We start from the raw sequence: 12,786 nt of genomic DNA, 5'->3' as shown, positions 1-12,786 counted from the left end.
GGGTTTTCTGTGTCCGAGGCCGTGGTACCTCAGTCTGATTCATCGCCTCCCGATGTCGGCGTGCTCATGTCTTCGGTCCAGACAGCCGCGGCGCCGCTGTGGCCGATGAGAATGGCTTGCACGGTCGTTCCTCCCGAGACCACTAGGGCGAGAACGAGCAGCACGATTGGCGCCCACCGGGGGCCAGGCCGTGAAGCTACCGACGGTTTAACCTCCTCGGATGCTGTGAGCCGCGCGCGCTTCTCCCGGATGTTCCACCACAGCAGCGCGGCCGCTACGACGACGAGACCGATGACCCAGGGTAAGAGTCCGTCGGCCAGGTTGGCGTGAGTTTCGATGAGATCGTTCTCACCAACACGAGCCTCGAGTCGCTCGCCCGATTGTGTTGAGAGGGGAACGAGAACGAGCGCGACCAGCGAGGCGCCGAGCGGCAGATATCCCGCCCACCGACGGCATCGGGGCCAGACTGCCGTCAAGACGACGAGGACCGCAGCAAGCGGAACGATCACCTCTGTCGCGTGCACGATGAACGGATGCAGGGGAAGCCCAAAGAATGTGTCGAACATGATTCAAGGCTGGGCAAGAATTCTTCCAGAATTCTTTGAAGCGGCCATGAGCCGCGGACGGGGCTTACCCGTCACGCCCCGTCGATACCTCACGGCCGAGGAGTCAGACGACTCCGGATGCTCCTAGGAGCACCCCCACCCCGTAGGTCGCCGCGAGTGCCAGCGCTCCTCCGATGACGACTCGCAGCGTGGCCCGCAGCCGTGAGCTGCCGCCGATTGTAGCCGACAGCGTGCCGGTGACCGCGAGAGCCAGGAGAACGGCGACGAAGGTCACGGGGATGCGCCAGTCCGCCGGGGGAAGCAGGATGGCGAGCATTGGCAGGATTGCCCCGATGGTGAAAGCCGCCGCCGACGACGCCGCCGCATGCCAGGGGCTCACCACATCGTCTTGGTCGATGTTGAGTTCGATCGAGAGGTGCGCCGCTAGGGCGTCGTGCTCGGTGAGCTCAATGGCCACCTGGCTAGCAGTGCTCTCGCTCAGGCCCTTGGCTCGGTACAGGGCTGTGAGCTCGTCGAGCTCCTCGGCGGGCATGTCGCGCAGCTCGGCGCGCTCTTTCGCGATGAGGGCCTTCTCGCTGTCGCTCTGGCTGCTGACTGACACATACTCCCCGAGCGCCATCGAGATTGCGCCGCCGACCAAGCCCGCCACGCCCGCGGTGAGGATGGGACCGGTCGAGCTCGTGGCTCCGGCGACGCCCACGACGATCGCCGCCACCGAGACGATACCGTCGTTGGCCCCCAGTACGCCGGCGCGCAGCCAGTTGAGGCGCTGCGCGATGCCTCCCCGGTGAGGTTCGTTGGCGTGTAGCGGGGGTTCGGTGTATCCATCGGTCGACATGCGCTCACTCAAGCACCGATGTCCCGGCACTTCAACGTTGGTGAGGCTAAGCGACCCGGGGAATTTCGGCTAAGAAATCTGGAAGAATTCAGGACGATTGTAGGGAGGGTAGAAGACACTCACCCGAATCGAGAACACGATGACTCTCAGAACGGCACCCACCGTCCCCGTGCGCACCCGCCGCACAATCGACCCGGTCGACCGCACCCGGCGCATCCGCGGCCGGCGACGGATGCGCACGGCCGACGCGATGATCGCCCTCGTCTGGGCATCGGTCGCCGCCGCCGTGACCTTGTGGCTCGCCTACGGCGGCCTGAACACCGTCAGCGACCTCGGTACCGCACTGACCGCCGCGGGCATCGTGACCGGCCTGGTCGGCACCGATCTCATCCTGGTGATGCTCGTGCTCGCCGCTCGGATCCCGGCGATCGACCGGGTGGTCGGGCAGGACACCGCGATGGCGTTCCACCGGCAGCTCGGCAAGCCCGCGCTGTACCTGATCCTCGCCCACGGTGCGCTGCTCACCGTCGGCTCCGCGATGGCCGACGGGTCGAACGTCGTCACCGAGACCATCAGCCTGTTCCAGGGCCCAGACATGGCGCTCGCCTACCTCGGGCTGGGACTGCTCATCACCGTCGTGGTCACCTCGGTCGTCGCGGTGCGGCGGCGCTTCTCATACGAGGTCTGGCACCTCATCCACCTGCTGAGCTACGCGGCCGTGTTCGTGGCGCTGCCGCATCAGCTGAGCGCCGGCGGCGTGCTCGCCGACGGCACCGTGCAGCGGGTCTATTGGATCGCGCTATACGTCCTTGCGTTTGGCGCCATCGCCATGTTCCGCTTCGCGGTGCCCGCGCTGCGCAGTGCCCGCCACGGAATCCGGGTCACCGGTGTCGAGCAGGTCGCCCCCGGCGTCGTCTCGATCCACCTCACCGGGCGGGACCTTGACCGCCTGCAGACGACAGGCGGGCAGTACGCGATCTGGCGGTTCTGGACGAGCACCACCTGGTGGCACGCCCATCCGATCTCCTTCTCGGCGGTTCCTACGGCGTCGTCGGCGCGCCTCACTGTGCGCGACCTCGGCAGCGGCAGCGCGGCGATCTCCCGTGTGCGCCCCGGCACCCGGGTGTCGATCGAGGGCCCCTACGGCGTGTTCACCGAGGCGCACCGGGTGGCCCCGAAGCTGTCCGTGGTCGCGGCGGGTATCGGCATCACGCCGATCCGCTCGATGCTCGAGCACTCGACGCTGCGCCCCGGCGAGGCCACCGTGCTGCTGCGCGGCAGCGACCCCTCGCAGAGCTTCCTGTGGAACGAGGTCGGCGCCCTCCGCAGCATGCGCGGCAATACGGTCTTCTCGATGATGGGCCCGCGACCCCATGGCCTCGCCACCTGGATGTCAGCCGAGTCACTCGCCCACGGGGTCACGATCGGTACGGTTTTCCCTGAGCTGCTGAACTCCGACCTTTACGTGTGCGGGCCGCAATCGTGGGCCGATCTGGTAATCCGCGACGCCCGGGCGGCCGGGCTGCCCGAGGACCAGATCCACGTCGAGAGGTTCGACTGGTGAGGGCGCGCGCACTGGCCCTCAGCATCCTGTCGTCGGCGGCCGTGCTAACCGTGGGGTGGCAGCTCGGCACCCAGGGCCAGACCTCGACGGCTCCCGATGCGGCGGCCCCCACGACGGCCAGCTCCGTGACGTCGGATCCCACCACGACCGCGACTCCGCGCGGCGGATCAACGCCATCCGCGGCAGCCACCCCGGCGCCCACCCCAACCGCCACCAACGGCAGCGAGAGTGCCGCAGCCCCGGCATCGGACGGCGCGTCGGGCACGTTCACCGGCACCTCCGTGCAGACCCGTTTCGGCGCCGTGCAGGTGCAAGTCACCGTCGCGAACGGCAGCATCACCGATGTCACCGCGCTACAGCTCACCGACAAAGATCAGCGCTCGGTGTCGATCAGCAACCGGGCCGCGCCGGTGCTGCGCCAAGAGGTACTGGCGGCGCAGTCGGCGAATGTGCAGGGCGTCTCGGGCGCCACCTACACCAGCGACGCCTACCTCAGCTCGCTCCAGTCGGCCCTCGACCAGGCCGGACTCTAACCGTGGGCATGCACGTGTTCGACACAATGGGCACGACGGTGAGTCTGCGCTTCGCCGGCGCGACCGCCCCAGTATCCGTTCTCGACGGGGTCGAGGGGGCGTTCCGCGCCTTCGACGAGCGGTTCAGTCTCTATCGGCCCGACTCCGAGATCAGCCGAGTGGCCCGCGGGGAGCTGCCGTTGACCCGGACCGGTGCTGAGCTGCGCGAGGCGTACGCTGAGGCCCTTGACTGGTCGCGCAGCACCGACGGCGCATTCACACCCCACCGCCCCGACGGCGTGATCGACCTCTCTGGCACCGTCAAGGCGAAGGCTATGGAAGCGGCGGCACGGGTTCTCGACTCGTCCGGCGAAGCCGACTGGATGCTCGTGACCGGCGGCGACATCCTCACCCGGGGCACTCTCGAAGGCCTGCCCTGGCGCGCCGGCGTCGTCGACCCCGATGACCGGGGCGCGCTGCTCTGCGCCGTCGAGCTCGTCGGCAGGCGCATCGCCCTGGCCACCTCGGGCACCGCCGAGCGGGGCGAGCACATCTGGCGCACCGGCGACCCCCGCGCGCTGCAGCGCTACCGACAGGTGACCGTGCTCGCCGGCGACATCGTCACCGCGGATGTGCTCGCCACCGCCCTCGTCGCGGGCGGGCCCGAGCGCTGCCCGGACCTGCTCAACCGCTTCGACATCGAGGCGATCACCGTCGACTACGCGGGGCACCTCACTGCGACACCAGGGCTGCATAGCGCCCAGGGGCTCACGCCGGCATGACCATCGCGCCCTCTTCTCCCTATACTTCGAGCATGCCGGAGCGCGCACGTATTCTGCTCGTCGAAGACGACGCGCGCCTGGCACAGATGCTCGAGCAGCTGCTCGCAGCCGAGGGCTACGACACCGTGCTCGCCCGAGACGGCCAGCGCGCCCTGCACGAAGGCCTGACGCACGAGTTCGATGCCCTCGTGCTCGACCGGGGGCTGCCGGTGATGGAGGGGCTGGACGTGCTGACCCGTCTCCGGAGCCGCGGCATCCTGACCCCAGCCCTCGTGCTCTCGGCGCTCGGCAACCCGGCCGACCGCGTAGAGGGGCCTCGACCGGGGCGCGGAGGACTACCTCGCCAAACCCTTCGACATCGACGAGCTGCTCGCCCGCATCCGCGCCCTACTCCGCCGACACAGCAGCACAGTGCCGGTTCTGGCACTAGTGAGCGGGTCGCTCGATACGGCGAGTCGTACCGTGACGACGCGAGAGGGCGAGAACGTGACCCTCTCAGAGCGCGAGTCGCAGCTTCTCGAACGGCTCGCCCGCCGGCCGAACCAGGTGTTCGAACGGAACAGCCTGCTCGCGAGCGTGTTCCCCGACGCCGACGACCCCGGCGTGGTCGATACCTACGTGCACTACCTGCGAAAGAAGCTCGGCCGCGACAGCGTCAAGACGGTTCGCGGTATCGGGTACCGGCTCGGGCCGCTGCCGTGAGAGCGCTGCGCATGGGCGACGACCTGAGAGGCGCGTCGCTGCGGCTCACCGCACAATTCACCGCCCTCCTGTTAATCATCCTGGCGATCGTCGGCACGCTCGTCTACCTGATCGTCAGCACGAGCGTGACCGAATCGAACCAGCGGGCACTTGTCGCGGCCACTCGGCTCGACTCGCCCCAGGATGCGCCGAGCGGCACCTACCTCTCCCTGGTCGACACGCGCACCGGGGGCCAACTCATCTCCTCCGATGACCTACCGGAGGGATTGCTCGACACCGCGGCCATCCAGTCGGTAGCGGCCGGCGGCGAAGACGTGCAGGAGCAGCGCTCTGTCGACGGGCGCGACTACCTCCTCCTCACCACCTCGGCCACCGGGGACCGCAGCCACGACCGGTTCGTCCAGGTCGCGCTCGACCTGCACGAGAGCTCCGAAGAGCTGGGCCGGCTCGCGACCGCGCTGATCGCTGGCGGGCTCGTCGCGGCCATGCTCGCCTTCGCCACCGCCTACCTGATGGCCCGCCGCGCCATCAGCCCCTGGCCGAGGCGCTCGCCCTGCAGCGCCGCTTCGTCGCCGACGCCAGCCACGAACTCCGCACACCACTGACCCTGTTGAGCACGCGGGCGCAATTATTGAAACGCCGAGGCGGCGATGAGCTCCCCGCAGACGTCACCGCCTCCGTCGACGAGATCGTCACCGATACCCGGACGCTCACCGAGATTCTCGAAGACCTCCTGATCGCCGCCGACCCGCGAACCGTGGTCGAACCGACCCCGGTTGACCTCGTGACTGTCGCCGAGAATGCGGTCGGGCTTCTCCGCGACGACGCAGGACGGCGTGGCATCTCCCTCGCCCGCGCGGGCGACCCGGAACCCATCATCATCCCCGGGTCGCGCGCCGCTCTGCTGCGCCTGGTGATCGCCCTGTCGACCAACGCGCTTGACCACGCCCGCACCGCGGTGACGGTCACCGTCTCGGCGTCGAACGGGAATGCAATCGTACGCGTGACGGACGACGGGCCGGGATTCTCATCAGAGGTCGCGTCGACAGCCTTTGACCGCTTCGTCAGCAGCCGGAACGTCGACAGCACCACACGCCACTACGGACTCGGATTGGCAATAGTCGCGGAAATCGTCCAGCGCCACCGCGGTACAGTCACTATCGAACAACCGAGCACCGGCGCATCCGTAACGTGCATATTCCCGCTCGGACCGGCATAGCTGCACTCCGCTATCGGATGACGACACTATGTCCCTTCAGACATCCCGGATCGAAACCTGAATCTGACCGGAGAACGAAAAGGGCGGCATGACGGCCGACCATATTTCTGAGCAGCAAAGGCGTAGGACCGTTGTCCCGTATTTCACGATGCTTTTTGTCGATCCGACCGCCCGTAAGACGGTGGTCATACGGGCATCAACGGAGCTGGGCAGAACCAAGTGCCCGTTGAAGGATCGGCCTACGGGCACGATTCCAATCAGCCTTATGAGGTCTAGCCGGGTTTATCCGAATCGGGTAAACCCAATCTGGGTGCGATCCGCCAAGGTGTCGGCGTGCCAAATAGTGCTGTGAAAACGCGGCCATCTAGCGCTGCGATTCACAGTGTCGGTCACATGTCTCGTAACCTATCCGTCTCGAAAGCCATGGGATGCGAGACGGTTTCGCGCCCGACCACGCCAATGAGCGATCACAGAACACCGCCACTTACCGATCAAGTCCACAGCGCGGCGACGTCGACACGCCGTGCCGAAACCTCTCACGTTCCGAAAATCACTACCGACCGTTTCGGAGCAAGCTGGTTCGCTCGACGCCGTACCGCAGGCACGCGCGACTCCGCCCGAGCGCTTGGCGTTCTTCGATGCAGCTCTCGCGTTGGCTGGCGAGGAGGTTACCGGCCGGGTGCCGCGCGCCCTCATGGAGAGCGCCGTTCGTAGCGAGCTGACGGGGGATGAGGCGTTCGCTCGCGCTTCCTCCTTCAGCGCAGCCGTCATCCGACGCTTTGCGGCCCGGGCTTCCTTCTGCTCCTCGGTTAGTGGCACCGAGACTCCCCACTTCGTCGGCCAATGTCGGAGGTCCCGGGCACAATGATCCCGTGGCAGACCTATACACGAAGAATGGCCGTCCGCTTCGACGTAGCGGTGACAAGTTGTTTGCGCGCTCGGGAACATACGTGGGCAAAATCAAGGGCGACTACGTATTCGACCCTTCGGGACGCTACGCGGGCACGATCGTGGGGGAGCGCATTGTCTATCGCTCCACGCACTCCTCGAGGATCGCGAGCCCGTCGGTATCGGCGAACCGCGGAGGCAGTGGTGCAGGAAATCGCGGCGCCTCCGGTATGTGGGGCGATGAGCCGCCCTTCACTGACTGAGTCGACGGGCTCAGCATGAGCGTTGGCCCTACAGTGAGTCTGGTGAGGGACCTTCCACTGTCAGCAGGCGGCGATCTAGTCACGCGCCTCGCGCGCGAGCGCGATCCCGTTCGCGCGGTCGTCGAGCTTGTGTGGAACGCCATCGACGCCGAGGCCGACACTATTCGAGTGCAGTTGGCGCGAACCGATATGGACGCCATCGAGCGTGTGACCGTCGAGGACGACGGTCACGGAATCACGTCGGACGAGGTGCAAGCCACGTTCGGGCGTATTGGCGGGTCATGGAAGGCGCTCGCCAGCCGCTCCAAGAACGACAAGCGCGGCCTGCACGGGAAGCTGGGCGAGGGTCGCCTGCGCGCCTTCGCGCTCGGCTCACGGGTGACGTGGGCGAGCGAGAGCGTCAACACGACCGGCGAGAGAGAACGTGTCGTCATCGAGGGTGCCAAGGAGCGGGCAGAGCCCTTCAGTTGGGAAGCTTCACCTTCGACCGAGGCGACGACCGGCACGGTCGTGACAGCTCTGAACGAACAGGACCGCAGCCTCAACTCCCTCCTCAGCGACACGACCCTCGCGACGCTCACGTCTCACTTCGCCCCAGTGCTTCTCAACGACGACTCGCTGACGGTGATCTTCGACGGCTCGAAGCTCAACCCGAGCGACGAGATCTTGGATGACACCACTGTCGAAGTGGGCCTCGACGTCATCCAGGACGCTGCGCTCTCAATCCGCATCATCGAATGGCGCACGGGCAAGCATCGCGCGATCTACTTCGGTGAGGACGCGGAGCGATTCGTCGTCGAAATGTCGGGAGCCGAACTCGAGAGCCAGACGGCCTACTCGGCCTACGTCACTTGGAACGGCTTCGACGTCGACTCGCTGTCGGAGCTCGGACTCGGCGAGATGGCTCCAGACCCGGCCGGCGCCGTTTGGCGTGCCACCAAGACTGCGGTCCGCGAGCACTTCGCGTCTCGGCGTCGTTCGCGCCGTCGGGATCAAATCGACGAGTGGAAGTCGAAGGGTATCTACCCGTACGAGGCGGAGCCTACGACTGAAGCCGACAAGGCCGAGCGAGCTGTCTTCGACATCGTGTCTAGTGCCCTCGTGCCGCAGATCCCGAAGCGGAAAGACGGAGCACAGCTGACCCTGAACCTTCTTCGCGATGCGTTGAAGACTGATCCGGAGAACTTGGCCCTGCTGGTCAGCGAGTTCGTCGCCCTCACCGAGCAAGATCGACAGGCACTCACCAAGCTGCTCAGCGAGACAACGCTCGCAGGTGTGATCCGAGCCGCCAACCTCGTGACAAGTCGCACGAAATTTCTCGCCGGGCTCGAGCACCTGCTCTTCGACCCAGACGACTCGAAGAAGGTTGGCGAACGCGACCACCTCCACAAGATTCTCGAGCACGAGCTCTGGATCTTCGGCGAGGAATACCACTTCATGAACAGTGAGCGAGGGCTCACACAGATGCTGCGGACGCACCTCAAGCTCGAAGGCTTGCCGACAGGCAAAGCCGAGCCCGTCAAACGATGGGACGGCAAGAGTGGACGAATAGATCTCCACCTCGCCGTCAAGGCAAAGGAACACGACCGAATCCGTCATCTCGTGATCGAACTGAAGGCGCCGGGCATCACTGCTGGACGCACCGAGCGGAACCAGATCGAGGACTACATCAACGTCGTCGCCGACAACGCCGCGTTCGCGAGCGACCGCTCGGTTTGGGAAGTCATCCTCGTGGTCACCGACTACGACAGTGTCATGGACAACTCGATCATCGGATCCGACCGCGAACTTGGACTGGTCTTCGAACCCGACAAAAAGCCCGGCCGTCCGACCGTGCGAGCGTACGTGCGCCGCTGGCGAGACATCATCGATGAGAACAAGAGACGCTTGGACTTCGTGACCAGCTCTCTCGAGTTCGACCCCTCGCTCGCCGAGGGCCTGGCATTCATCCGTGAGGAATATTCGGAGTTGATCCCGGATAATTTGGCCGCTGACGAGGAGCCCCGCGGCGGCGATAGCTAGCTGGGCCGGTTCGGTTGGACGTGATGCCTAGTTTCGGTTCAAGCCGTGTCGGCGACTGTCGAGAGCGTCCTTGAAGTGACTTTCAGCCGCATCGATGTCCCGAGTGGGCGTCGACGGGTCGAACACGCGCAGCAGCGAGAACCGGAAGCTGGACGGGTCCAGCCTGCGTAGTTCGACGTTCCCTCCGTGACCGTTCGTCGCGTACGCGTTCCAGCGCTGACGAATGCTCTCTGCACCATCCGCCTTGCCGACATAGTGACGCCCGTCGTCAGTGTCGGTGATGAGGTATATGCCGACGACCGAAGCCAACGCCGTACGCCACGACGCGTAGCGGTGCTCACGCATCACCGCTTGCAGCCGCGCATGACTCAGGACGAGCCGGTCGAAACCTGGGAAGGGGATCGGCTCGGCATCTGCAATTCCTACGACGGGATAGCTCGCTGCGGTGGTCGCGTTAATTCGCCAGGTGCGGGGGGATCGCCACCCGATCACTAGCCGGTTTCGCAGGTCCGCCATTAACTCGGACTCAACCACGTCGAACGTTCGGATGATCCCATTGTTCGCGATTTCACTGCGGTTCTCGACGACCGACCAAAGTCGCGCCTGGTCGCCGCCTTCCTTGATGAAGACCACCCACATGCCCGGCGGTACGGCCGGGAATCGCTTCGTGTCCGCGGATTGGTTGCGCGTGTATTCGAGAATCTCCGCATGCGTCGAGTCCGCGTGAAGTCCCGTCAGGCCGCTCTCCTCAGACTCCTGCGCAAAGGCATGGCGAATCACGAGAGCCCGAGCTGGGTCGATTCCCGCGTCGAGCAGCAGCGGTCCGAGAGTTAGCGCCATTGGTGAATCGCTCCTGCTTCCTCAACGTCGACCGCCCATACGGTCAGATTTGGCGGTGATGGTCTACTCATGGCGAAGCTATCGCTTCGCGGTGACCTGCTCGCGGATGATCTCGACGATGTTGTCACGGTAGCGCGGCTTCACCCGATGCCGCGTGCCGGCCTTCATCTCCTTGACAAGCTTTTCGATCGACTCGGCGTGGCGGAAGCTACCACCAACCGCGAAATAGGCGCGCAGCCAGGGGGCGGGCTCCACCGGATACCCTTCGGCTGCGAACGCACGAATGAGCTGCACGACAGCATCCTTACCGCGACTGGAACTGAGCCCGTTGTAATCCTCGTTCCGCATCATCTCGGCGGCAGCCAGCATTAGGGAATCGGCAGGCGCGACGCTCTCGCCCGCGTGCAGGTTCGTCGCCCCGAGCCCGTCGAGCCAGATCCGCACCATGTCGTGTCGAGACCAGATTAAGACGAACAACCTTCCCACCAAGTCCGCTTCCACAGCGCGGCGCACGGTCTCAAGCTCACGCTGCTCGAACGGATGCAACACAACGGCGGTATGGTCTATGACCTTGTCCTCGCGATCGAGCCGGGAAAGCTCGCTGATGCTGAAGACCTTGCGATCACCTGCTGCGGGGGCAATAAACTCGGCCGCTTCAACATCGGCGCTCCGGTCGTCATAGCTGAACTTCTTCACATCTGTCACAGCGAAGAGATAGGGCGCTTCACCAAGCCACTCACGAATCACGGCGCTCTGCGACACCATGGCGGTTCCGTGCTGGCCCCAGTCTTCACGGACCATGTACGCAAGTTCAGTCATGGCGAGATGTTCTCATATAGGTCTGACATTGTGGCCGCTCGTCACGCGGGCGGGCGGCCGTCTCGATTCGCTCTCGACAGTAGCTCCCGCCGTCCTTCCCTCCTCCATCGCGATGAGCTCGTCCGTCCGCCGTGCACTGGCGATCGAGGGATTAGCGCCGTCGACGGACGACTTTAGCGCGAGGACTCCTCGAGCCGGACTAGAGCAATTGGCTCTGCCTCGCCCCGTGGAACGTAGTCAACTTCCTCCGCTTCGGACCGTGGAGCCTCGTACTCCTCGCGATCGCGGTTACAAGAACGATGCGCGTGTCCGTCTGCCAGCATCCCAGTTTCGCAACGGCCCGGGGGAGCAGCCCAGACTTGACGGATGCACGCAATACAACTTCCCAGCGAGCTCGATCCCCCGCACCATTCGGGAACGACGACAGTGACGGCGGTGGCTGGTGGTTAGACCGCGCACTCCAATAGGTACTTTCGGCGCGATCACCACCGCCCAGACGAACGGAAGCCGTTACGTCGCGCGGACCCGCTACCGGGACTGGGACCGCAAGAGCCGCCATGTTCAGACCACCGCGGACACGCGCCCCGCTGCTGTCCGGGCGTTGAAGAAGAAGCTCGCTGAACGAGATCTTTTCCATCCGGGGTTTTCCGGGATGAGTGCCGACAGTTCCTTTCCCTCGCTCGTTTCCTACTGGCTCGATGACATGGACCTCGAAGACCGGCTCTCCCGAACGACCCGGTTGCTGTACGAGCGGAACATGCGCACCCTCGTCCTTCCGTACTTTCAGAACGTCACACTCCGTGAAATTGGCGTGGCCCGTTGCGACTACTTCCTCAAGCAACTCGCGAAGCAGAGTTACAACCGTGCCCGCCAAGCCCGCGTCGTTCTTCGCCTCGCCCTCGGACTCGCCGTCCGGCACGAAATTCTGCCACGCAACCCGATGGACCACGTCTCACGCCTGCGCAGGCCCACCCGCAGCCCCGACGTGTTCACCTGGGACGAGATCACGTCGATCCGTACCGCGATCCGCGACTGGGAGAAGCGGCCCATCCTCGCCGGACCCCGCCCCGACGGGCAGCTCGGCCAGATCGTCGAGGCCATGCTTGGCACATCCGCCCGCATTGGCGAAGTCCTCGCGATTCGCCTCACCGACCTCGACCTCGACGCACCCGTACCGATGGTCCGTATTGCGGGGACGATCGTCAGCCGCAAGGGCGAACCTACACATCGACAGGATCACCCGAAGACCGCACGATCGGTCCGTCGTGTCGCGCTCCCGGGGTTCGCGCTGCGCGCAGTCCGTGCTCGGGTCCGCAGCCTGCGTTTCGTCGGCCCGGAGACTTTGCTATTCGCCACTCGTGTCGGGACACCACATACGACGAACAACGTGCGCCGCCAGCTCCGTGACGTCATGGAGCAAGCCGGTATCGAGGACGTCACCCCGCACCGGTTCCGTCGCACCGCTGCCACCGCGATCAACGACATCGGTGGACTCCAGCTCGCCTCCGAGCTCCTCGGCCACAGCGACCCCGCGATCACCAGGGAGCACTACATCCGCCGCAACGAAACCGTGAACCCAGCTACCGCCGAGTTCCTGGAGCAGGCGTTCGGGAAGGCGAGCTGAGATAGCTGCTCCGGTGGGTCGTGCGCTTTCGACTCATCTCGGAGCGAGAACGGCGTGTTCGTTGCCTCACCATGGAGGGCACAAAGGAGAATGAGCGAAACGCCATTTATGCGCTCGACGTGATCATCCGGATGAAGCGCTTCCGCA

The 12,786-nt window shown here is 65.3% G+C and carries 12 protein-coding genes and 1 pseudogene; 9 read left to right on the top strand and 4 right to left on the bottom strand.

What is annotated here, in order from left to right; genetic code table 11:
• Positions 1-29: 29 nt before the first annotated feature.
• On the bottom strand, positions 30-566 hold the full coding sequence (locus tag G4G29_RS12425; protein ID WP_183150339.1) for a DUF2231 domain-containing protein: 537 nt from the start codon (positions 564-566) through the stop codon (positions 30-32).
• 103 nt (positions 567-669) lie between these two features.
• Positions 670-1,404, bottom strand: a complete 735-nt coding sequence (locus tag G4G29_RS12420) for a VIT family protein (RefSeq protein ID WP_183150338.1) — start codon at positions 1,402-1,404, stop codon at positions 670-672.
• 139 nt (positions 1,405-1,543) lie between these two features.
• Between G4G29_RS12420 and G4G29_RS12415 the strand changes: the two genes are divergently transcribed.
• From G4G29_RS12415 to G4G29_RS12385, 8 genes and pseudogenes are all read left to right on the top strand, one after another.
• The gene (locus G4G29_RS12415) at positions 1,544-2,968 is read left to right on the top strand and encodes a ferredoxin reductase family protein (protein ID WP_244631988.1); all 1,425 of its coding nucleotides are present in this window, start codon (positions 1,544-1,546) and stop codon (positions 2,966-2,968) included.
• Positions 2,965-3,501 (top strand): FMN-binding protein, encoded by a 537-nt coding sequence (locus tag G4G29_RS12410; RefSeq protein WP_183150337.1) that lies wholly within the window; start codon positions 2,965-2,967, stop codon positions 3,499-3,501. Before G4G29_RS12415 ends, G4G29_RS12410 begins: the two co-directional genes overlap by 4 nt.
• Positions 3,502-3,515: 14 nt before the next feature.
• Positions 3,516-4,262: an FAD:protein FMN transferase gene (locus G4G29_RS12405; protein WP_210274173.1), complete on the top strand. Its 747-nt coding sequence runs from the start codon at positions 3,516-3,518 to the stop codon at positions 4,260-4,262.
• Positions 4,259-4,516 (top strand): annotated as a pseudogene (locus G4G29_RS24060) (response regulator); the annotation flags it as partial. The gene G4G29_RS12405 and the pseudogene G4G29_RS24060, both read left to right, overlap by 4 nt.
• Before the next feature lie 232 nt (positions 4,517-4,748).
• Positions 4,749-4,964 (top strand): winged helix-turn-helix domain-containing protein, encoded by a 216-nt coding sequence (locus tag G4G29_RS22170; protein ID WP_244632594.1) that lies wholly within the window; start codon positions 4,749-4,751, stop codon positions 4,962-4,964.
• 11 nt (positions 4,965-4,975) lie between these two features.
• Entirely contained in the window at positions 4,976-5,569 is a 594-nt protein-coding gene (locus tag G4G29_RS12395) for a hypothetical protein (protein WP_183150335.1), read from the top strand.
• Between the two features lie 5 nt (positions 5,570-5,574).
• The gene (locus G4G29_RS12390; protein WP_183150334.1) at positions 5,575-6,183 is read left to right on the top strand and encodes a HAMP domain-containing sensor histidine kinase; all 609 of its coding nucleotides are present in this window, start codon (positions 5,575-5,577) and stop codon (positions 6,181-6,183) included.
• Between the two features lie 1,193 nt (positions 6,184-7,376).
• Positions 7,377-9,356: an ATP-binding protein gene (locus tag G4G29_RS12385; protein WP_244631986.1), complete on the top strand. Its 1,980-nt coding sequence runs from the start codon at positions 7,377-7,379 to the stop codon at positions 9,354-9,356.
• Between the two features lie 27 nt (positions 9,357-9,383).
• Here G4G29_RS12385 and G4G29_RS12380 read toward each other — a convergent pair whose 3' ends face one another.
• Both G4G29_RS12380 and G4G29_RS12375 read right to left on the bottom strand, forming a co-directional pair.
• Positions 9,384-10,196 (bottom strand): GIY-YIG nuclease family protein, encoded by an 813-nt coding sequence (locus tag G4G29_RS12380; protein WP_183150332.1) that lies wholly within the window; start codon positions 10,194-10,196, stop codon positions 9,384-9,386.
• A 78-nt stretch (positions 10,197-10,274) separates the two neighbouring features.
• On the bottom strand, positions 10,275-11,015 hold the full coding sequence (locus tag G4G29_RS12375; protein WP_183150331.1) for a hypothetical protein: 741 nt from the start codon (positions 11,013-11,015) through the stop codon (positions 10,275-10,277).
• 442 nt (positions 11,016-11,457) lie between these two features.
• On the opposite strand from G4G29_RS12375, the gene G4G29_RS12370 reads away from it, so the two are divergent.
• Positions 11,458-12,639 carry a tyrosine-type recombinase/integrase gene (locus tag G4G29_RS12370; protein WP_183150330.1) on the top strand — a complete coding sequence of 394 codons (1,182 nt, stop codon included), beginning with the start codon at positions 11,458-11,460 and terminating at the stop codon, positions 12,637-12,639.
• The last annotated feature ends 147 nt before the right edge of the window (positions 12,640-12,786 follow it).

This window comes from Microbacterium sp. Se63.02b (genome assembly GCF_014171575.1).
Classification (GTDB): Bacteria; Actinomycetota; Actinomycetes; order Actinomycetales; family Microbacteriaceae; genus Microbacterium.
Note: the sequence above shows the minus strand (reverse complement) of the source record. Positions and strands in the feature narration are given on the sequence as shown.